Origin of the sequence: Bradyrhizobium sp. ORS 375 (assembly GCF_000239775.1) — a bacterium.
Lineage (GTDB): Bacteria > Pseudomonadota > Alphaproteobacteria > Rhizobiales > Xanthobacteraceae > Bradyrhizobium.
The window spans coordinates 1-19,359 of the sequence record NZ_CAFI01000156.1 but is presented as its reverse complement, the minus strand read 5'-3'; the positions used below and the strand labels follow the sequence as shown (position 1 = coordinate 19,359).

The window sequence follows — 19,359 nt, the reverse complement described above, 5'->3', positions numbered from 1 at the left end:
CCACCGGAGTGGTCCGATGACAATCTCTCCCGACAGTGCCGCCGCCCTGATCGCCCGCCTGCTGAAGCGCCGCGGCGTTGGCCGCGTGTTCGCGCTATGCGGGGGCCATATCATGCCGATCTGGATGCGGCTCGACGCCGAGGGCATCCAGATCATCGACGTGCGCGACGAGCGCGCAGCCGTCCACATGGCGCAGGCGCATGCGGAGCTGACCGGCGAGCTCGGCGTCGCCCTGGTCACCGCGGGACCCGGCATGACCAATGCGATCACGGGCATCGCCAATGCCCACGTTTCGCGCGCCCCGGTGCTGGTCATGTCGGGCGGCAACCCGCGGCCGCAAGAGAATCGCGGCGGCCTGCAGGACATGGATCACACCCAGCTGGTGCGCTCGATCACCCGCTATGCCCGCACCGTGCGCGAGCCCTCGTTGGTTCTGCAGGAACTCGACGAAGCGATTTCGCGCGCGTTCGGCGATGGCGGCGAGCCCGGACCGGTGTTCATCGATTTTCCGGTCGATACGTTGCGCGGGCTCGTCCCGAAGGCGCTGCAGCTCGAGGAGCATCTCGCGCCGAAGCCGCGCGCGGCGATGCGGCCGGATCCGGCCGAGGTCGAGAAGGCCGTTGAGCTGCTGTGGTCGGCCCGGCGCGTGCTCGTCATCTCCGGTCGCGGCGCGCGCGGTGCCGGACCGGAGCTGATCGGCTTGCTCGACCGGCTCGGCGCTGTTTACCTCGACACCGGCGAGAGCAGGGGCCTCGTGCCTGACGATCACCCCTCCGTGGTCGGTGCGATGCGCGGCGCCGTGATGGGCGATGCCGATGTGGTGCTCACGGTCGGACGAAAGCTCGACTTCCAGCTCGCCTACGGCTCGCCCGCCGTGTTCAAGGATGCGAAGTTCGTACGCATCAGCGATACGGCCAGCGAGCTGCGCGACAATCGGCGAGGCGCGGCCGAGATCCTGGCGTCGCCAGCCGAGACGCTCCGCGCGATCGTAGCGCTCGCGGGCAATCGCGAATCGGCCGTCGACCGCCAGTGGGCGAGCAAGCTCCGCGCGGCGCATCAGGAGCGCGCCGCCAAGCTGAAGCAGAGCATGGCGACGGCGGCGTCCGGCTCGGACGGACGCTTGCATCCGAACCGGGTCTTGTCAGCGGTGCAGGAGGCGATCGGCCACGACGCCGTGGTCATCACCGATGGCGGCGACTTCCTTTCATTCGCCCGCGTCGGCCTCAGCGCGCCCGTGATGCTCGATCCCGGCCCGTTCGGCTGCATCGGAATCGGCGTGCCCTATGGCATCGCGGCGAGCCTCGCTTGTCCCGACAAGCCGGTGGTGGTCGCGACCGGCGACGGCGCGTTCGGCTTCAATGCAATCGAGGTGGATACGGCCGTGCGCCATAAGGCCCCGGTGCTGATCGTCGTCGCCAACAACGGCGCCTGGCAGATCGAGGTGCATGACCAGACGGTCACGCATGGCAAGGTCGTCGGCACGAAACTGCAATTCGCCGATCACGCCGCCATGGCCCGCGCCTTCGGCATGCATGCCGAGCGCGTCGAGACGGAGGAGCAGTTGGGCCCTGCGATCGAGCGCGCGCTGGCCAATCGCCCGGCGCTGCTCGACATGGTCGTGACGCCGGAGGCGGTGTCGTCGGATGCCAAGACTGGGTTGGCGTGGGTGCCGGACCTGCAGCCGCTGGCGGCGTGGGACGAGGCGGAGCGGAAATGGCGGGGCTCGTGAGCCGCTCGCGTCTTTACGTCTGCTGCAGCTGCCTTGGCGCGCTCAGCCACAGCGCGAGCAATGTGCATACCGCGCCCGACAGCAGATAGCCGCCGGCCGACAGCAGGCCGAAATACGACGCCAGCAACAGCGCCGCGAGCGGCGCAAATCCCGCGCCGAACAGCCACGCCAGATCCGCCGTCAGTGCGGACGCCGTGTAGCGATAGGTGCGGGCGAAGTTGGCGGCGATCGCACCCGAGGACTGGCCGAACGACAGGCCGAGCAGAATGAAGCCGAGCACCATGTAGACGGTCTCGCCGACCGGGCCGGCGTCGAGCAGCTGCGGCGCGAAGCCGGAGAACACCGCGATCGCGATCGCCGAGCCGATCAAGAGCGACTTGCGGCCGATGCGGTCGGCGAGCATGCCGGAGGCGATGATCGCGACAACGCCGAACACCGCGCCGACGGCCTCGATGACTAGGAAGCGCGCCGGCGTCTCCTTGGTGAACAGGAACACCCAGGACAGCGGAAACACGGTGACCATGTGGAACAGCGCGAAGCTCGCCAGCGGTGCGAACGCGCCGATCACGATGTTGCGGCCCTCGTGACGGATGGTGTTGGCGACGCTGGCCGGCTGCAGTTCACGGGAGTGGAACAGCTCGTCATATTCGGGCGTCACCACCATGCGCAGCCGCGCGAACAGCGCCACGACATTGATGGCGAACGCCACGAAGAACGGATAGCGCCAGCCCCAGTCGAAGAAGTCCGCCGCCGAGAGATGGCCGACGAAGAAGGCGAACAGCGTGCTGGCGACGATAAGCCCGAGCGGCGCGCCGAGCTGCGGGATCATCGCATACCAGCCGCGCTGATGCTCCGGCGCGTTCATCGCGAGTAGCGAGGCGAGTCCGTCCCACGCGCCGCCCCAGGCGAGGCCCTGTCCGATGCGCGCCAGCGCCAGCAGCCAGATCGCGCCGGCGCCCACGGTGTAATAGCTCGGCAGGAAGGCGATCGCGACGGTCGAGGTGCCCAGCAGGAACAGCGCGATGATCAGCTTGGCGCTCTTGCCGTAGCGGCGGTCGATCGCCATGAAGATCACGCTGCCGAACGGCCGGGCGATGAAGGCCAGCGCGAACAGCGCGAAGGAATACAGCGTCTGCGTCAGCTCGTCGGCGAACGGGAAGACCAGCCGCGGAAACACGATCACCGAGGCGATGGCGTAGACGAAGAAGTCGAAGAACTCTGACGTGCGGCCGATGATGACCCCGATCGCGATCTCGCCCGGGTTCGCCTCATGCCTGCGGGAGAGATCGGTCTCGTCGTCCATGGCCGCTGCCTGTGTCATCGCTGCTCGCAGTCCTCTCGCACTCTATTTGAGCCCGTAAATGTCTGCCCGGGGCTTGGTCCGGTATTGGACAAATTGTCCAATGTTGGGCGTGACGTCCGGTCGCTACGTGAGGCCTTGTTCAGAGATCCGTGCTTCGACGAGGTCAATCGTGCGTTACTGGAAGATATTGGCTCTGCTACCGCTGGGCCTCGCGCTCGGCGGCTGCAATCTGGTGGTGCTTTCGCCCTCCGGTGACGTCGCCGCCCAGCAGCGCGATCTCGTGATCATCGCCACCGTGCTGATGCTGCTGATCGTGGTCCCGGTGATGGTGGCCACCGCCATGATCGCCTGGCGCTACCGCCAGTCCAACCAGTCCGCGACGTACACGCCGGATTGGGACCATTCGACCCAGCTGGAGCTGTTGATCTGGGCCGCCCCGCTGCTGATCATCATCTGCCTGGGCGCCGTGACCTGGATGGGCACGCATCTGCTCGATCCCTATCGGACGCTCGGCCGCATCTCGGCGGATCGCGCGGTGACGCCGCAGGACAAGCCGCTCGAGGTCAACGTCGTGGCGCTCGATTGGAAGTGGCTGTTCATCTATCCCGAATACGGCATCGCCAGCCTCAACGAGCTCGCCGCGCCCGTGAACCGGCCGCTGGATTTCCGCATCACCTCGTCCTCCGTGATGAACTCGTTCTATATTCCGGCACTCGCCGGTCAGATCTATGCGATGCCGGGCATGCAGAGCCGGCTGCACGCGGTCATCAACAAGCCCGGCGTCTATCGCGGCTTCTCGGCGAACTACAGCGGTGCCGGCTTCTCCGGCATGCGCTTCGCCTTCCACGGCCTGTCGGATGCGGAGTTTTCGAGCTGGGTCGAGAACGCCAAGGCCAGCGGCAATTCGCTGGGCAAGCCGGAATATCTGACCTTGGAGCGCCCGAGCGCCAACGAGCCGGTGCGCTACTACGCCTCCGTCGACAACGACCTGTTCCGCGCCATCCTCAACATGTGCGTCGAGACCGGCAAGATGTGCATGAGCGAGATGATGGCGATCGACGCCAAGGGCGGCATGGGCATGGCCGGTGTCCGCAACACGCTGCCGCTCGCCTATGACAAGTTCGCCGGCCGCGGCGCCGTGTTCGGCGCCGAGCCGAGCTTCGTCGCCGGTGGCGTCTGCCTGCCGGGCGACCAGGTCACGCGCATGGCCGAGGACTCCTCGCCCACCGTTCTGGCACCGCTCGACTGGACGCCGCTGCAGGGTCGCGGGCTGGAACGGCCCGGCCTGATGCGGCCTTCCAAGGCATCGTTCATCCCGTTGCCGACCTCCAAGTCGAATTCCTGACGTTCGGATTCGCGAGGATCACATCATGTTCGACACTGCCAATCTCACCAAGCTCATCTTCGGCCGGCTGACCCTGGAGTCGCTGCCGCTGCACGAGCCGATCATCGTCGGCACCTTCGCGATGGTCGCGCTCGGCGGCCTCGCGCTGCTGGGCGCACTGACCTATTTCCGCCTGTGGGGCTATCTCTGGAAGGAGTGGTTCACCACGGTCGACCACAAGCGCATCGGCATCATGTACATGGTGCTCGGCATCGTCATGCTGCTGCGCGGCTTCGCCGACGCGCTGATGATGCGCCTGCAGCAGGCGATCGCCTTCAACGGCTCCGAGGGCTATCTCAATTCGCACCACTATGATCAGGTGTTCACGGCGCACGGCGTGATCATGATCTTCTTCGTGGCGATGCCGCTGGTCACCGGCCTGATGAACTACGTCGTGCCGCTGCAGATCGGCGCGCGCGACGTGTCGTTTCCGTTCCTCAACAATTTCAGCTTCTGGATGACCACGGCGGGCGCCGTGCTGGTGATGTGCTCGCTGTTCGTCGGCGAGTTCGCGCGCACCGGCTGGCTCGCTTATCCGCCGCTGTCGAACCTGTCCTACAGTCCGGATGTCGGCGTCGACTATTACATCTGGGCCCTGCAGGTGGCCGGCGTCGGGACGCTGTTATCCGGCGTCAACCTGATCTGCACGATCGTCAAGATGCGGGCGCCCGGCATGACCATGATGAAGATGCCGGTGTTCACCTGGACCTCGCTGTGCACCAACGTGCTGATCGTCGCCTCCTTCCCGGTGCTGACCGCGGTGCTGGCGCTGCTGTCGCTCGACCGCTACGTCGGCACCAACTTCTTCACCAATGATTTCGGCGGCGATCCGATGATGTATGTCAACCTCATCTGGATCTGGGGCCATCCGGAGGTCTACATCCTGATCCTGCCGGCGTTCGGCATCTTCTCCGAAGTCACCTCGACCTTCTCGGGCAAGCGGCTGTTCGGCTACACCTCGATGGTCTACGCCACCGTCGTCATCACCATCCTCTCTTATCTCGTCTGGCTGCACCATTTCTTCACCATGGGCTCCGGCGCCAGCGTGAATTCGTTCTTCGGCATCACCACGATGATCATCTCGATCCCGACGGGCGCGAAGATGTTCAACTGGCTGTTCACGATGTATCGCGGCCGCATCCGCTTCGAGCTGCCGATGATGTGGACGGTCGCCTTCATGCTGACCTTCGTGATCGGCGGTATGACCGGCGTGCTGCTCGCGGTGCCGCCGGCCGACTTCGTGCTGCACAACAGCCTGTTCCTGGTCGCGCATTTCCACAACGTGATCATCGGCGGCGTGCTGTTCGGCCTGTTCGCCGGCATCGCCTACTGGTTCCCAAAGGCGTTCGGCTTCAAGCTCGATCCGTTCTGGGGCAAGATGTCGTTCTGGTTCTGGACCGTCGGCTTCTACTTCGCCTTCATGCCGCTCTACGTGCTCGGCCTGATGGGCGTGACGCGGCGCCTGCGCACCTTCGATGATCCGAGCCTGCAGATCTGGTTCATCATCGCCGGCATCGGCGCGTTCATGATCCTCTTGGGTATCGCCAGCTTCCTGATCCAGATCGCCGTCAGCGTGCTGCGCCGCGAACAGCTTGTCGACACCACCGGCGATCCCTGGGATGCGCGCACCCTGGAGTGGGCGACGTCATCGCCGCCGCCGGCCTATAACTTCGCCTTTACGCCGGTCATTCACGACAATGACGCGTGGTGGGATATGAAGCGCCGCGGCTACGTCCGTCCGCTTACAGGCTTCAAGGCGATTCACATGCCGAGCAACAGCGGCACCGGCGTGATCCTGGCGGGCCTCAGCACGACGATGGCGTTCGGCCTGATCTGGTACATGTGGTGGATGGCGGCCGGCAGCTTCGCCGCGCTGCTGGCGGTCGCGATCGGCCACACCTTCAACTATCACCGCAGCTTCCATATCCCCGCCGATGAGGTCGTGAGCGTCGAGCGCGCCCGCACCGAGCTGCTCGCGGCAGGAGCCAAGTCATGACGATCGCAGCAGGCACCATGAAGGCCGGCGAGCCGGTCTTCTACGTCGTCGACGAGCACGACCACCCGGAAGGCAGCAGCACGATGCTCGGCTTCTGGATCTATCTGATGAGCGACTGCCTCATCTTTGCGATCCTGTTCGCCGTCTATGGCGTGCTCGGTACCAAATATGCCGCTGGCCCGGCGCCGAAGGACCTGTTCGACCTGTCGCTGGTGGCGGTCAACACCTCGTTCCTGCTGCTGTCGTCGCTGACCTACGGCTTCGCGATGCTGTCAATGCAGCAGAACCGCGTCGGTGCGATGCAGGCGTGGCTCGTGGTGACCGGCCTGTTCGGCCTCGCCTTCCTCGGCATCGAGCTGACCGAGTTCGCGCACATGATCCATGAGGGCGCGACGCCGCAGCGCAGCGCCTTCCTGTCGTCGTTCTTCACCCTGGTTGGAACCCACGGCCTGCACGTGACGTTCGGCCTGGTCTGGCTGGTCACCCTGATGGTGCAGGTCAAGCGCTTCGGCCTGATCGAGGCCAACCGCCGCCGCTTGGTCTGCCTCAGCATGTTCTGGCACTTCCTCGACGTGATCTGGATCGGGGTCTTCACCTTCGTCTATCTGATGGGAATGCTGCGATGAGCTCGGATGTCCACGCCCACGCGGACGCACACCACTCGGCCGACGATCATGCCGGCACGCGACAGGGCCAGCTGATCGGCTTCGGCCTTTCGGTCGTCCTGACCGCGATCCCGTTCCTGCTGGTCATGAACGGCTCGCTCGACAAGCAGGTGACGGCGCTCATCATCATGGCGTTCGCGGCCGTGCAGGTCGTCGTCCACATGATCTTCTTCCTGCACATGAACACCAAGGCCGAGGGTGGCTGGACCATGATGGCGCTGATCTTCACCATCATCATGGTGGTGATCGCGCTCTCGGGTTCGCTCTGGGTCATGCATCATCTGACCACCAACATGATGCCGGTGCACGAGATGGGTTCGACGCCGTGATGTCAGCTCCTGCCGATGGGGCAGGGGAGAGTGACGCGCCGGGCGGGTGGCGGCCGGCGACGATCGCGATCGGCGTGGCGTGGGTGGCGTGTGTCGTGATCCTGCTGGCGCTCGGCGTCTGGCAGGTCGAGCGCCGCGCCTGGAAGCTCGATCTGATCGACCGTGTCGAGCGCCGCGTTCACGCCGCGCCGGTGCCGTTGCCCGAGCGCGCCGCGTGGCCGACGATCAATCGCAGCGACGATGAATACAAGCGGGTGACCTTGAGTGGCCGCTTTCTCAACGACCGCGAGACGCTGGTCCAGGCGCTCACGGTCGAGGGGCCCGGCTACTGGGTGCTGACGCCGTTGCAGATGGCCGACAGTGTCGTGCTGGTGAACCGCGGCTTCGTGCCCTCGGAGCGGCGCGATCCGGCGAGCCGCAGCGCCGGGAACCCGGATGGTCCGGTCACCGTGACCGGATTGCTGCGTATCTCCGAACCCGGCGGCGGCTTTTTGCGCTACAACGATCCCCAGACCAATCGCTGGTATTCACGTGACGTCGCGGCGATCGCGGCGGCGCGCGGCCTGTCCGACGTCGCGCCCTTCTTCGTCGATGCCGACGCCACGTTCAATTCCGGCGGCTATCCGGTCGGTGGCCTGACCGTGATCGCGTTTCCGAACAACCATCTGGTTTACGCGCTGACCTGGTTTACATTGGCCCTGATGCTGGCCGCAGCCGGCGGGCAGCGGCTCCGCCGCGCGCGCGGCAATGCCAGGGTGGCGACAGCGCAGGATGCGGAATGGACTCAACGGCAGCGGGACATCGGCAAGAGCGGGGCGTCGCCATTGTGAGCAGACGCGGCCTGCTGACATCAGCGCCGGTCCTGGACGCCGCGCCATGAACGAAGCGCCGAACCTGCCGATCGGCGCCGTAGCGGCGATCGCCACGCCCGAGATCCACGCCCCCGTCCCGACCAAGGACGCGACCAACCGGAAGAACATGGTGCTGCTGATCCAGCTGCGCTGGATCGCCGTGGTCGGTCAGATCGTCACCATCGCCTTCGTCACCTATTGGTTTGGCATCGCGCTCCCTGTTCGGCCGATGGCCGCGATCATCTGCGCCCTGGTGGCGCTCAATGTCGCCAGCCACATCTGGCTGCGCAGGCGCGACGACGTCGGCAACCGGCATCTGCTGATCGCGCTGATGCTCGACGTCGTGGCGCTGACGTCGGAGCTCTACCTCACCGGCGGCGCGTCGAATCCGTTCACCTGCCTCTATCTGCTGCAGGTCACGCTGGGCGCCGTGCTGCTCGATGCGCGCTCGTCCTGGTCGCTGGTCGCGCTGACCGTGCTCAGCTTCGTCTGGCTCACCATCGAGTACCGGCCGCTGGCGCTGCCGCAACATCACGTCAGTGATCCCTTCGCCCTGCATATCACCGGCATGTTCGTCGGCTTCGCGCTCGATGCTGTGCTGCTCGTCGTCTTCGTCACCCGCATCAACCGGAACTTGCGCGAGCGCGATGCCAAGCTCGCCGACCTGCGCCAGCATGCCGCCGAGCAGGACCACATCATCCGCATGGGCCTGCTCGCGTCAGGCGCCGCGCACGAGCTTGGCACGCCGCTGGCGTCGATCTCGGTCATCCTCAATGACTGGCGGCGCATGACGGCGATCTCGGCCGATCCGGCGCTGGCGGAGGATTTCACCGAGATGGAAGCGGCTGTGCAGCGCTGCAAGTCGATCGTCACCGACATCCTGGTGTCGGCCGGCCAGGCGCGTGGCGAGGGCTCGGCGCCGACGACCTTGAAGGCGTTTCTCACCTCGCTGGTCGCCGAATGGAGCGCCGCGCGCTCGGCACGCAATCTGATGGTCCGTAACGAGTTCGGCTCGGATCCCACGATCGTCTCCGACGTCGCGCTCAAGCAGGCGATCGTCAACGTGCTCGACAACGCCTTCGAAGTCTCGCGCGAGTGGGTGGAACTCGTCGTCGAGCGCGACGGCGATCAGCTCCTGCTCAGCGTCAGCGACCGCGGGCCCGGCTTTGATCCTGCCATGCTGGCGCAGCTTGGCCGTCCCTATCAGTCGAGCAAAGGCCGTCCGGGCCGTGGCCTCGGCCTGTTCCTGGTGGTCAATGTGATCCGCAAGCTCGGCGGTGGCGTTTCAGCTTGGAACCACCGGGGACGCGGGGCCACGGTGCGGCTGTCATTGCCGCTCTCGATGCTTGCGATTGGAGAGCCCAGTGGAGATTGAACGCTCTCTTCTGATTGTCGAGGACGACGACGGTTTCGCGCGCACCCTGAAGCGCTCCTTCGAGCGGCGCGGCTATGAGGCCGTGATCGCGAGCTCGCTCGAACAGGTCGATGAGATCATCAAGGACAAGGCGTTCGGCTATGCCGTCGTCGACCTCAAGCTCGGCGGCGCCTCCGGCCTGGTCTGCGTCGAGAAGCTGCACGCGCACGACCCGGAGATGCTGATTGTCGTGCTCACCGGCTTCGCCAGCATCGCCACGGCCGTGGAGGCCATCAAGCTCGGCGCCTGCCACTACCTTGCGAAGCCGTCGAATACCGACGACATCGAGGAAGCCTTCCGCAAGGCCGAGGGCAACGCCCAGGTCGCGCTCGCCGAGCGCGCCACCTCGATCAAGACGCTCGAATGGGAGCGCATCCACCAGACCCTGATCGACACCGACTTCAACATCTCCGAGGCGGCGAGAAGGCTCGGCATGCATCGGCGTACGCTGGCGCGGAAGCTCGAGAAGCGGCCGGTGAAGTAGGTCGGCGCCGGCGCTACTCCGCCGCCTGGCTCTTGCTCTCGATCAGCAGCACATCCAGGCTCTCGATCTCCTGCATGGCGCGTCCCGCGATGCCCTGCAGGTCGCCATACAATCCCGCCGTCGAATCCAGCACGCCGCGCAGCTGCTCCTCGCGCTTGGCCCAGAGCCGCATCATGGTCTTGCGCTCGCGGTCGAGGTCGGACTGCATCTCGGTGAAACGCTCGACGATGGCGTCGATGCGGTGGCGGAAGCGGGGACCCGTCAGATAGGCGTAGACCATCTCCATCTTGGTCTGCTGGCCCTCCTGGGCGAGCTTGCTGCAGGCGACGTCGATCAGCGACTGGCGCAGCGCGAGCGATAGCGGCAACGCGAAGCGCGGTTCGGCGACCCAGACGCCGTCGATCAGGTCGAAGCCGTCGACGCCCTTGGGCAGCGCGGTCGAGACGATCAGCGCGATGTCGGCCTTGGCCGCGCGCAGGTCGTCGCGCAGCTTTACCAGCCAGCCGTCGCTCCAGTTCTTGGTGCGCTTGGATTCCCACAGGATCGCGCCGCAGGCCTGGCCGCCGGGGCCGACCACGCGATGGATCACGTCGCCGCCGAACTCGCCCTTCGGCACGGGCTCGACGAGGTCGCGCGGGAAGCGCGCGCGCAATTGCGATTCCAGCTCGATCTCCAGCGCCTCGCCCTGCAGCTGCTGCGAGCCCTGCTCGGCCTTGCGGCGGAGCTCCTCGATCTGGCGCTGCATGCCGGCGATCTGGGTCTCCTTCTCGGCGACCTTCGCCTTCAGGGATTCCTCGGCCTCCAGCCGGGCCTTGTCGCGCACAGCGACCAGGTTCTCCTGCACCTTGGTCTCGATGGTGAGATCGAGCTCGCGGCGGGCCTCGTCGAGCTCACGCTGCTTGCGCAGCATCTCGGCCTGGGCCTTCTGCGCGTCGGCGAGCTTGGCGTCCTTGTTGACGATGACCTGATGCAACTCCGCGAGCTGGCGGTCGCGGTTGCCCATCTCATCGGCGACAGCCTGCCGCGCCCTCTCGGCTTCCGCTTGCGCGATTGTCGCGCGCTCGGCCTTCAGCTTGGCGGCGACCTGCTGGTCGATCGCAGCCTTGGCCTGCGCGATCTGTTCCTGCGCGGCCTTGAGCTGCGCTTCGCGGCGGCCGAAATCGGCTTCCTTGGCGGCAAGCTGCTTCTCGAACTGCCGGCGCGTCTCCGCGATCAGGGGCGCTGCGAGCTGCTCGGTGAGCTTGATCTCGGTGCGGCAGGAGGGGCAGACGATCTGAGGATCGGTCATGATTCGCATCTCTCCATGGAGACCGACTCTAACCGGCCGCCGCGGGGCGGTTAACCCACGCGGCGGATTATCCCGTGCAATTATCCGCGATTCACGCCCCGTGCGGCTCGGCCTCCTGTGTCGCTGTCTGCTCCGGCGCCTTGATGCGGAACCAGGCGACGTAGAGCGCCGGCAGGAACAGCAAGGTCAGCACGGTGCCGACGATGATGCCGCCCATCATGGCGTAGGCCATCGGGCCCCAGAACACCTCGCGCGCGATCGGGATCAGCGCGAGCGAGGCGGCGGCGGCCGTCAGCATGATCGGCCGCATGCGGTGCTCGGTCGCCTCCATCACGGCCTCCCAGGGGGGCCGGCCCTCGTCGCGCAGATGCTCGATCTGCACGATCAGGATGACGGAGTTGCGGATCAGGATGCCGATCAGCGCGAGCACGCCGAGGATGGCGACGAAGCCGAGCGGCGCGCCGCTCGGCAGCAGCGCCGCGACGACGCCGATCAGCGCCAGCGGCGCCACCGCGAACACCAGGAACAGCCTGTGGAAGCTCTGCAGCTGCAGCATCAGGATGGTGGCCATCGTGAACAGCATGATCGGCACGACCGCAACGATCGGCGCCTGGCTCTTGGCGCTTTCCTCGACCGCGCCGCCGGTGACGACCTTGTAGCCGGCTGGAAGCTTGGCGTTGAACGATGCAAGCGCCGGCTTGAGCTGATCGACCACCGTGTTCGGCTGCACCTGGTCGATCACGCTGGCCTTCAAGGTCAGCGTCGGCAGCCGCGAGCGGCGCCAGATCTCCGGCTGCTCGATCTGGTAGCGCAGCGTGGCGAGCGCGGCGAGCGGGATCGACTGGCCGTTGGAGCCCGACAGCTGCAGGTCGCGCAAGGTCTCCAGCGACTGCCGCTCCTTGGCCTGGGCGCGGCCGCGCACGTCGATCAGGTAGATGTCGTCGCGCACCTGGGTGATCGAGGTGCCGTCGAGCACGCCGTTCAGCGCGTTCGCGATGTCGGAGGAGGTGACGCCGAGCTGGCGCGCCTTGTCCTGCAGCACGTCGACCTTCACGACCCGCGACGGCTCCATCCAGTCGAAGATGACGGCGCCGAGATGGCTGTTGCCGCGCATCACGCCGGCATACTCCTGCGCGATCTCGCGCACCTTGGCGACCTCGGGCCCGCTGACGCGGTACTGCACGGGGCGGCCGACCGGTGGGCCGATGTCGAGCAGATGCACATAGGCGTCGGTGCCGGGGAAGGTCTTGGTCAGATACGCCTGCAGCTTGCCGCGGGCGCGGTCGCGCGCCTCGAGGCTCTTAGTGACGATGATGATCTGGCCGAACGACACGTCGGCGGGCTGCACGTCGAACGACAGCACGAAGCGCTGCGCGCCGGAGCCGACATAGGTCGACCAATGGTCGATGTCGGGATCGCCCTTCAGCGCCTCCTGCTCGAACTTCGCCATCTGCGCATTGGTCTCGGCGATCGAGGAGTTCTGCGGCAGGTTGAAGTCGATGACCAGCTCGTTGCGGTCGGAGGAGGGGAAGAACTGCTGCTGCACGAAGCCCATGCCGAACACCGACAGGCCGAAGATCAGAACGGTCACGATGATCGTCGTCCAGCGATGCCGCATGCAGGCGTTGAGCATGGCGCGGAACGTCCGTGTCAGACGGCCGCCTTCGGCGTGATGCGCCGGCAGCGATGCGGGCAGGATGGTCACGCCGAGCAGCGGCGTGAACAGCACCGCCACGATCCACGACACCACCAGCGACACCGCGATCACGACGAACAGCGTGAAGGTGAACTCGCCGGCGGCGCTGTTGTTGAGGCCGATCGGAATGAAGCCGGCTACGGTGACGAGCGTGCCGGTCAGCATCGGGAAGGCGGTCGAGGTGTAGACGTAGGTCGCCGCCTTGCGCAAGGAATCGCCGACCTCCAGCCGCGCCACCATCATCTCGACGGCGATCATCGCGTCGTCGACCAGCAGGCCGAGCGCGATGATCAGCGCGCCCAGCGAAATGCGCTGCAGCGAGATCCCGGTATAGGCCATGAACAGGAAGGTAATCGCGAGCACCAGCGGGATCGAGATCGCGACGACGAGGCCCGCGCGGACGCCGAGGCTGACGAAGGAGATCGCGAGCACGATGATGACGGCTTCATACAAGGCTTTGGTGAAGCCGCCGACCGCTTCCTCGACGATCTTCGGCTGGTCCGAGACGAGATGCACGCCGACACCGACCGGCAGATCGGCCACGACCTTGGTCATCTCCTCCTTCAGCGCCTCGCCGAAATCGAGCAGGTTTGCGCCGGCCTTCATGCCGATCGCAAGCCCGATCGCGGGCTGGCCGTTGAAGCGGAACAGCGATGTCGGCGGATCCTCATAGCCGCGCGTGATGGTCGCGACATCGGTGAGCGGGAAGAAGCGGTCGTTGATGCGCAGGTTGATCTGCTTCAGGCTCTCTTCCGAGGTGAACTGCCCGGAGACGCGCACGGCGATCCGCTCAGGTCCCGCCTGCAGCACGCCGGAGGGCGACACCGCGTTCTGCGCCTGCAATGCGTTCAGGATCGTGCGCTGGTCGATGCCGAGCGCGGCGACCTTGCGCGGCGAGAATTCGAGATAGATCACCTCGTTCTGCGCGCCGACGATGTCGACGCGGCCGACATTCGGCACCGTCAGCACCTTGGCGCGGACCTCCTCGACACGGTCGCGCAGCTGACGCTGGCTCAATCCGTCGCTGGTGAAGGCGTAGATGTTGCCGAACACGTCGCCGAAGCGGTCGTTGAAGCCGGGCCCGATCACGCCCGAGGGGAAGTCGCCCTTGATGTCGTTGATGAGGTTGCGGACCTGCAGCCAGGTCGGCACCACGTCGCGCGCCTTGGTGGTGTCGCGCAGATTGACGAACACGGTGGTCTGGCCGGGCACGGTCAGGCTCTTGGTGTAGTCGAGCGCCGGCAGCTCCTCGAGCTTCTTCTCGATGCGGTCGGTGACCTGGCGCGTCATCTCCTCGGCGGAGGCGCCCGGCCACTTCGCCTGGATCAGCATCGTCTTGATGGTGAAGGACGGATCCTCCTCGCGTCCGAGGTGGATGTAGGAGAACAGGCCCGCCGCCATGAAGGCGATCATGAAGTACCAGACCAGCGAGCGGTGCTCGAGCGCCCAGTCGGAGAGATTGAAGGACTTCACGGCTGAGATTCCTGATCGATGCGGATGGGCTGGCCATCCTTGAGACTGTTCACGCCGGCGGTGACGACGCGCTGCCCGGCGTCGAGGCCGCCGGTGACGCGCAGGCTGCCGTCCTCGTTGGTGGCGACCGTGATTTCCTGCCGCTTCACCGTCTTGCTCGCGGCATCGACCAGCCAGACGAAGCGCTTGTCGTTCTGCTCCAGCACGGCCGAGCGCGGCAGGCGGATGACCATCTTCTGCTCGGCGTCGATGCTGGCCGTGACGGTGGTTCCGAGGCGCATGATCTCAGCTGGGTTTTCCAGCGTGATGCGGATGCGGCGCGTGCGCGTCGTGGCGTCGGCGCGCGGCGCGATCTCGCGCACCTTTCCAGTGGCGCTGACGCTCGGATCGACCTGCAGCCGCACCGTGAAGGGCGTGCCGGCCTGCAGGCCGCTCGCGATGTCGTCGCCGACATCGATGACGGCTTCGCGAATATCCGGCCGCGCCACCGTGACCACGCTCTGGCCGGGCGACACGACCTGGCCGACCTCGGCGCTGACGGCGGTGACGATGCCGGCGAAATCCGCCTTCAACTGGGCGTAGCCGAGCTGCTCGCGCGCCTTGGCGAGATTGGACTGTGCCTTGATCACCGAAGCCTGCGCGGCCGCGCGCGACTGCTCGGCGCTTTCGAGCGTAGCCTTGGTCGTTGCGTCGGTTTCCAGCAAGGTGCGCTGGCGGCCCTCGGTGCCCGTGGCATTGGTGAGCTGCGCCTGGCTGCGCGAGACCTCCGCGGCAGAGGCGCGCACCGCGAGTTCGAGCGCGGCGGGATCGATCGCGGCGACCACCTGGTCCTGTTTGACGGCGTCGCCGACATAGACGGGACGGGCGATCAGCCGTCCGAGCACGCGGAAGCTCAGATCAGCCTTGTAGCGCGGCTCGATGGTGCCGGTGACGGCGGCGGCGTTGGCGGCCTGCGGCTCGACCTTCATCGACAGCACCGGCCGGACCGGCTCGGGCGCCTCGGCCTTCTCGTTGCAGCCGGCGAGCACGCCGAGCGCGAGCAGGGGAAACACCGAACGCATCGGCATCATCATGACCGCGCCTCCTCGTTGAAGCTGACCTGCTGCCCGACGCTCAGGAGCTTGCCGCCCTCGGTGACCACGCGATCACCCGGCTTCAGCCCGCCGGACACGACGATGGCGCCGGTCTCGTAATCCTCGATCGTGATCGGCTTCAGCGACACGGTCTTGTTCGCGGCATCGACCAGCCACACCGCTGGTGTCTTGCCGGACGCGTTGAGCGCGCTCCACGGCAGAATGATGCGCTGCTCCGGCTTGATGAAGCCGGTGGCGCTGACGGCGCTGCCGAGCACCATCTCCGGCGGCGGGTTCTCGATGGTGATCTTGACGCGAACGGTGCCGGATTTCGGATCGATGGTCGGCGACACCTCGCGCACGGTGCCCTTGGCGGTGACGGACGGATCCGACAGCAGCGCCAGCGCCACCTTGCTGTCGTCGAACTTCAGCGACAGCGCCGCCTCGTAGACATCGATGACAGCATCGCGGTTGCCGTCATGCGCCAGCGTGAACACCGATTGCGCCGCCTGCGCGACCTGGCCGACCTCGATGTTGCGTGCCGTGATGGTGCCGTCGGCGTCGGCGCGCAGCTCGGTGTAGGTCAGCGCGTCCTTGGCGGTGCCGAGCTGCGCCTTCGCGGCCTCCAATGATCCTTCCGCTGTGCGCAAGGTCTCCTGCGCCTGGTCGAACGACGCGCGGGTCGTGAACCCGCTCGTGATCAAGGTCTGCTGCCGGTTGAAATTGGAGGTCGCGACCTTGACCTGCGACTCCGCGGCCACCACGGCGGCCTGCGCGGAATCGAGATCCGCCTGCTGCTCGGCCGGATCGATCCTGGCGAGCACCTGCCCGGCCTTGACGTACGCGCCGACCTCGACCAGCCGCTCGGTCACCCGACCGCTGACGCGGAACGACAGCTCGGCCAGCACTCGCGCCTGCACGTCGCCGGTCAGCGTGATCGATTGCCGCCGTTCAGACAGTTTGACCACCTCGGTCCGAACCATCCGGGACGGCGTCGTCGTCACCGCCGTCTTCTGGTCACAGCCCGCAAGCAGGAGCCCGATGGCGGCACAGCCTGCCAATGCCAGCGGGCGGAGGCCGGGGGCCCGATGAAGGCTTGGAGATCGCGTGGATGAGATCATGGTTGCACGTTCTGGCCCGAGGCAGGGTTGACGGTCGTTGGATCCGACCGGCGGCAAACGCCGTCGATCGTCTTTCGTCCGGGTCTGGAGGACGGTCGGCACACATCAGCGCCAGCGAACCCTGACGGCGGTTGCCCGCTGGTGGGATCACGGCTTCGGGAACCAGCAGAGCATCATCCCCTTGACGGCACGTGAATTAGACAAACATATCTAGAAAATATCGTCTAGTAAATTTCCCGTGGCTGATCTAGAAGGCGCGGTACGGGGCGCCTGGAAGATCCGAACGAGAGCGCGACCACGTGCGGCGGAAAGATGAGACGACCTCGGAGGCTTCGGCACGGAGCGCGGCGCGCGCACCGCGCCAGGCGCGCGGACGCGAGCGCCGCGAGCAGCTGCTCGACGCGGCCGCTGCGCTCATCGCCGAGTCCGGGATTGCCGCCGTCAGCATGCACGCCGCGGCCCAGCGCGCCGGCGCCTCGATCGGCTCGGTCTACCATTTCTTCCGTGACAAGGATCAGATGCTCGATGCGCTGGCCGAGCGACACGATGCCGAACTGCAGCCGGCGTTCGATCGCGTGCAGCAGCGAAGCGATGCGGAGTGGGCGGCCATGTCGCCGGCAGACGTCATCGAGCAGCTGATCGGCTGGGCGATCCGCTATTTCGTGCGCCATCCTGATGCGCTGGCCACCCTCGATCTGCACGACAAGACCATGCATGCCGAGTTCAGGGCGGTGATCGACCGCGTGATGTGCGCGAAGCTTGGCGTGGAGCTGGGCGCCCAGGCCGCCGCCACCTTCGATGCTGTGGTGCTCGGCACGTTGCTGTTCACGCGCGAGCAGGACCCGCGGAGCCGCGACGTGGTGGTTGCGGCTCTGCCTGAGATGATGGCGACGTATCTGACGGCGCTCGAGGCGAAGCGGCCGCGGACGAAGGGCTGAGATAGGGGCGGCGGATCGACGCGATCAGCGAAGCTATTTGAAGTGCCACTCGCTCTTCTTCCGTTGGATCGCCACCGGCCGCGGCGTCGCCTCGTCCCCAACCGGCTTCGCATACAGGATGATCTGGTCCTCGCCGTCCCAATGGTCGAACTCGTAGCGCCATTTGCTGTCCTCCGGCGTGCGGTAGTGCCAATCCTTCAGCGTCCGATCACGCTTGACGGGGATGATGTCGATGCCGTCGGGTGGCCCGGAAGAGCCGAGGCGCGATGTGACCGCTGCCAGCCAGCGCCGCTCCGGCGAATAATGCGGCGGCGCGACGAGGCCGATCTCATCGCCGATATCGGCACGTACCAGCAGCCAGTCGATGCCCTCCGGCCGGCCACGCTCGATCAGCAGCAGCCCATGATCAGGGAAGTAACCTGTCAGTTGATACTTGACGCAGCCTTGGTCGTTGCTGTCGGTGCATTTGGCATCCTGGTTGCGATAGATGCGCGTGCGTCCATTGCGGAAGGTCAGTTTCAGGCTCGCTCCGCTGCGCTGCGCGAGCTCCGGAATCTGTGCGAGGCAGGCCGCCTCCGATCGGTCAAGATCGCCGCGGCCGGTGTCGTCGACGCAGCGGCCGTCCTGGGACGGACGATCGACGACGGAGAAGGCAGGGCGCTCTCCGCCCGCTGCCGCGTTGCCAACCATGGAGAGGAGCAGCGCCGGTCCGATCACACGCCTCCAGCCCATCACAGGCGCTCCGCGGCCGAAGGGGGATCGACACGATCTGCCCGCGTCACTGACAGCGGCTGAGACTGTTCGACCAGTCCGACGTAGCGGCGGCGGTGCCGGCGTCGTCGCTCCGGGCCGCGATGGCGCGGGCTGGCGAGCCTGTCCAACACCCAGGCGAGCACGCCCACGATGGCAAAGCTCGCAAGCAGCGAGATGCAAAGCAGCTCCAGATAAAGCTTCAGAACCGAGCTTGCGAAACAGGCAAGCGCAATGAGCGCGACAATGGCCAGCCGGCCTTTGACGGAGATCGACATGATGGGGCGTTTCGCTGAGAGCTGATTGTTATTCTCACTCTAGCGTGAGCGCGCTCCGCGCCAAGTGGCGTGCATATGGGTGGTAAATTTTGCCGCAAGCCGATGCCGACAATCGAACGCGCCGGAGATCAATCGTCGTTGCGCGCATCTGCTGGCAACTAAGCGTTGCGGAAAATCCGGTTGTCACGCTGTTCGCCGCTCGCAGGGGTCGCGACAGCTGGAGAGAAGTTTGATTAGAACTGTCTGGACCTGATCATTGCTCGGGAAGCGCCGAGCTGCATCCACGCACACCTCTGTCGTCCCGGCCTTGAGCCGGGACCCATACCCCCAGGGAGTGGTTTGAGGCAGGGCTGGTCATTGGCTTTTTGCCCATCACGATCGCCGCAGCGTATGGGTCCCGGATCGGCGCCGCGCCGCGCTGGCGCGCGTCACGGCTTGTCCGGGACGACGATGGGGAGACATCCGATTCACATCTCAAACAGCGCGGGCGAACGCAATCAGCACGAACGCAATCAGGACGACGTGACATCGCATTCTCGCGGCGCCATATCGCCCGAGCTTTGCAATCAGTTCGTCCCTCGCAAACA

The 19,359-nt window shown here is 66.1% G+C and carries 16 protein-coding genes; 9 read left to right on the top strand and 7 right to left on the bottom strand.

Annotated elements, in window-relative coordinates; all coding sequences use genetic code 11:
- Positions 1-16: 16 nt before the first annotated feature.
- Positions 17-1,729, top strand: a complete 1,713-nt coding sequence (locus BRAO375_RS13420) for a 2-hydroxyacyl-CoA lyase (protein ID WP_009028013.1) — start codon at positions 17-19, stop codon at positions 1,727-1,729.
- 13 nt (positions 1,730-1,742) lie between these two features.
- Here the strand turns inward: BRAO375_RS13420 and BRAO375_RS13415 are convergent, their stop codons facing one another.
- Positions 1,743-3,050 carry an MFS transporter gene (locus BRAO375_RS13415; RefSeq protein WP_009028012.1) on the bottom strand — a complete coding sequence of 436 codons (1,308 nt, stop codon included), beginning with the start codon at positions 3,048-3,050 and terminating at the stop codon, positions 1,743-1,745.
- A gap of 151 nt (positions 3,051-3,201) precedes the next feature.
- On the opposite strand from BRAO375_RS13415, the gene cyoA reads away from it, so the two are divergent.
- The 7 genes from cyoA to BRAO375_RS13380 are packed head-to-tail and all read left to right on the top strand — an operon-like array spanning position 3,202 to position 10,155.
- On the top strand, positions 3,202-4,377 hold the full coding sequence (gene cyoA / locus BRAO375_RS13410) for a ubiquinol oxidase subunit II (protein WP_009028011.1): 1,176 nt from the start codon (positions 3,202-3,204) through the stop codon (positions 4,375-4,377).
- A gap of 25 nt (positions 4,378-4,402) precedes the next feature.
- Positions 4,403-6,412 carry a cytochrome o ubiquinol oxidase subunit I gene (gene cyoB, locus BRAO375_RS13405; protein WP_009028010.1) on the top strand — a complete coding sequence of 670 codons (2,010 nt, stop codon included), beginning with the start codon at positions 4,403-4,405 and terminating at the stop codon, positions 6,410-6,412.
- A complete protein-coding gene (gene cyoC / locus BRAO375_RS13400) occupies positions 6,409-7,038 on the top strand; it encodes a cytochrome o ubiquinol oxidase subunit III (RefSeq protein ID WP_009028009.1) in 630 nt (209 codons plus the stop codon). The genes cyoB and cyoC overlap by 4 nt, the downstream gene beginning before the upstream one ends.
- On the top strand, positions 7,035-7,406 hold the full coding sequence (cyoD, locus tag BRAO375_RS13395) for a cytochrome o ubiquinol oxidase subunit IV (protein WP_009028008.1): 372 nt from the start codon (positions 7,035-7,037) through the stop codon (positions 7,404-7,406). The genes cyoC and cyoD overlap by 4 nt, the downstream gene beginning before the upstream one ends.
- Entirely contained in the window at positions 7,406-8,236 is an 831-nt protein-coding gene (locus BRAO375_RS13390; protein WP_009028007.1) for an SURF1 family protein, read from the top strand. Before cyoD ends, BRAO375_RS13390 begins: the two co-directional genes overlap by 1 nt.
- 46 nt (positions 8,237-8,282) lie before the next feature.
- Positions 8,283-9,632, top strand: coding sequence for an ATP-binding protein (locus BRAO375_RS13385; protein ID WP_009028006.1), 1,350 nt, complete (start codon positions 8,283-8,285; stop codon positions 9,630-9,632).
- Positions 9,622-10,155 carry a response regulator transcription factor gene (locus tag BRAO375_RS13380; RefSeq protein WP_009028005.1) on the top strand — a complete coding sequence of 178 codons (534 nt, stop codon included), beginning with the start codon at positions 9,622-9,624 and terminating at the stop codon, positions 10,153-10,155. The genes BRAO375_RS13385 and BRAO375_RS13380 overlap by 11 nt, the downstream gene beginning before the upstream one ends.
- 13 nt (positions 10,156-10,168) lie before the next feature.
- Here BRAO375_RS13380 and BRAO375_RS13375 read toward each other — a convergent pair whose 3' ends face one another.
- From BRAO375_RS13375 to BRAO375_RS13360, 4 genes are all read right to left on the bottom strand, one after another.
- Entirely contained in the window at positions 10,169-11,443 is a 1,275-nt protein-coding gene (locus BRAO375_RS13375; protein ID WP_009028004.1) for a DUF2130 domain-containing protein, read from the bottom strand.
- Positions 11,444-11,534: 91 nt separating this feature from the next.
- Entirely contained in the window at positions 11,535-14,612 is a 3,078-nt protein-coding gene (locus BRAO375_RS13370) for an efflux RND transporter permease subunit (RefSeq protein ID WP_009028003.1), read from the bottom strand.
- Complete coding sequence (locus BRAO375_RS13365) at positions 14,609-15,685, bottom strand: efflux RND transporter periplasmic adaptor subunit (protein WP_009028002.1); 1,077 nt, start codon at positions 15,683-15,685, stop codon at positions 14,609-14,611. The genes BRAO375_RS13370 and BRAO375_RS13365 overlap by 4 nt, the downstream gene beginning before the upstream one ends.
- Positions 15,682-16,806 carry an efflux RND transporter periplasmic adaptor subunit gene (locus tag BRAO375_RS13360; RefSeq protein ID WP_009028001.1) on the bottom strand — a complete coding sequence of 375 codons (1,125 nt, stop codon included), beginning with the start codon at positions 16,804-16,806 and terminating at the stop codon, positions 15,682-15,684. The genes BRAO375_RS13365 and BRAO375_RS13360 overlap by 4 nt, the downstream gene beginning before the upstream one ends.
- A 299-nt stretch (positions 16,807-17,105) precedes the next feature.
- On the opposite strand from BRAO375_RS13360, the gene BRAO375_RS13355 reads away from it, so the two are divergent.
- A complete protein-coding gene (locus BRAO375_RS13355) occupies positions 17,106-17,744 on the top strand; it encodes a TetR/AcrR family transcriptional regulator (protein WP_009028000.1) in 639 nt (212 codons plus the stop codon).
- Positions 17,745-17,777: 33 nt separating this feature from the next.
- Here the strand turns inward: BRAO375_RS13355 and BRAO375_RS13350 are convergent, their stop codons facing one another.
- Together BRAO375_RS13350 and BRAO375_RS13345 are read right to left on the bottom strand one after the other, a co-directional pair.
- Positions 17,778-18,476, bottom strand: a complete 699-nt coding sequence (locus tag BRAO375_RS13350; RefSeq protein ID WP_035640209.1) for a hypothetical protein — start codon at positions 18,474-18,476, stop codon at positions 17,778-17,780.
- Positions 18,476-18,772, bottom strand: a complete 297-nt coding sequence (locus BRAO375_RS13345; protein ID WP_009027998.1) for a hypothetical protein — start codon at positions 18,770-18,772, stop codon at positions 18,476-18,478. Before BRAO375_RS13345 ends, BRAO375_RS13350 begins: the two co-directional genes overlap by 1 nt.
- Positions 18,773-19,359 lie beyond the last annotated feature (587 nt).

Excerpts from the sequence above, each read along its gene's own strand:
- BRAO375_RS13385 (WP_009028006.1), top strand. The coding sequence starts at position 8,283 with ATGAACGAAGCGCCGAACCTGCCGATCGGCGCCGTAGCGGCGATCGCC.
- BRAO375_RS13420 (WP_009028013.1), top strand. The coding sequence starts at position 17 with ATGACAATCTCTCCCGACAGTGCCGCCGCCCTGATCGCCCGCCTGCTG.
- BRAO375_RS13360 (WP_009028001.1), bottom strand. The coding sequence starts at position 16,806 with ATGATCTCATCCACGCGATCTCCAAGCCTTCATCGGGCCCCCGGCCTC.
- cyoD (WP_009028008.1), top strand. The coding sequence starts at position 7,035 with ATGAGCTCGGATGTCCACGCCCACGCGGACGCACACCACTCGGCCGAC.
- cyoC (WP_009028009.1), top strand. The coding sequence starts at position 6,409 with ATGACGATCGCAGCAGGCACCATGAAGGCCGGCGAGCCGGTCTTCTAC.
- BRAO375_RS13415 (WP_009028012.1), bottom strand. The coding sequence starts at position 3,050 with ATGACACAGGCAGCGGCCATGGACGACGAGACCGATCTCTCCCGCAGG.
- BRAO375_RS13350 (WP_035640209.1), bottom strand. The coding sequence starts at position 18,476 with ATGGGCTGGAGGCGTGTGATCGGACCGGCGCTGCTCCTCTCCATGGTT.
- BRAO375_RS13345 (WP_009027998.1), bottom strand. The coding sequence starts at position 18,772 with ATGTCGATCTCCGTCAAAGGCCGGCTGGCCATTGTCGCGCTCATTGCG.
- cyoB (WP_009028010.1), top strand. The coding sequence starts at position 4,403 with ATGTTCGACACTGCCAATCTCACCAAGCTCATCTTCGGCCGGCTGACC.
- BRAO375_RS13390 (WP_009028007.1), top strand. The coding sequence starts at position 7,406 with ATGTCAGCTCCTGCCGATGGGGCAGGGGAGAGTGACGCGCCGGGCGGG.
- BRAO375_RS13375 (WP_009028004.1), bottom strand. The coding sequence starts at position 11,443 with ATGACCGATCCTCAGATCGTCTGCCCCTCCTGCCGCACCGAGATCAAG.
- BRAO375_RS13365 (WP_009028002.1), bottom strand. The coding sequence starts at position 15,685 with ATGATGATGCCGATGCGTTCGGTGTTTCCCCTGCTCGCGCTCGGCGTG.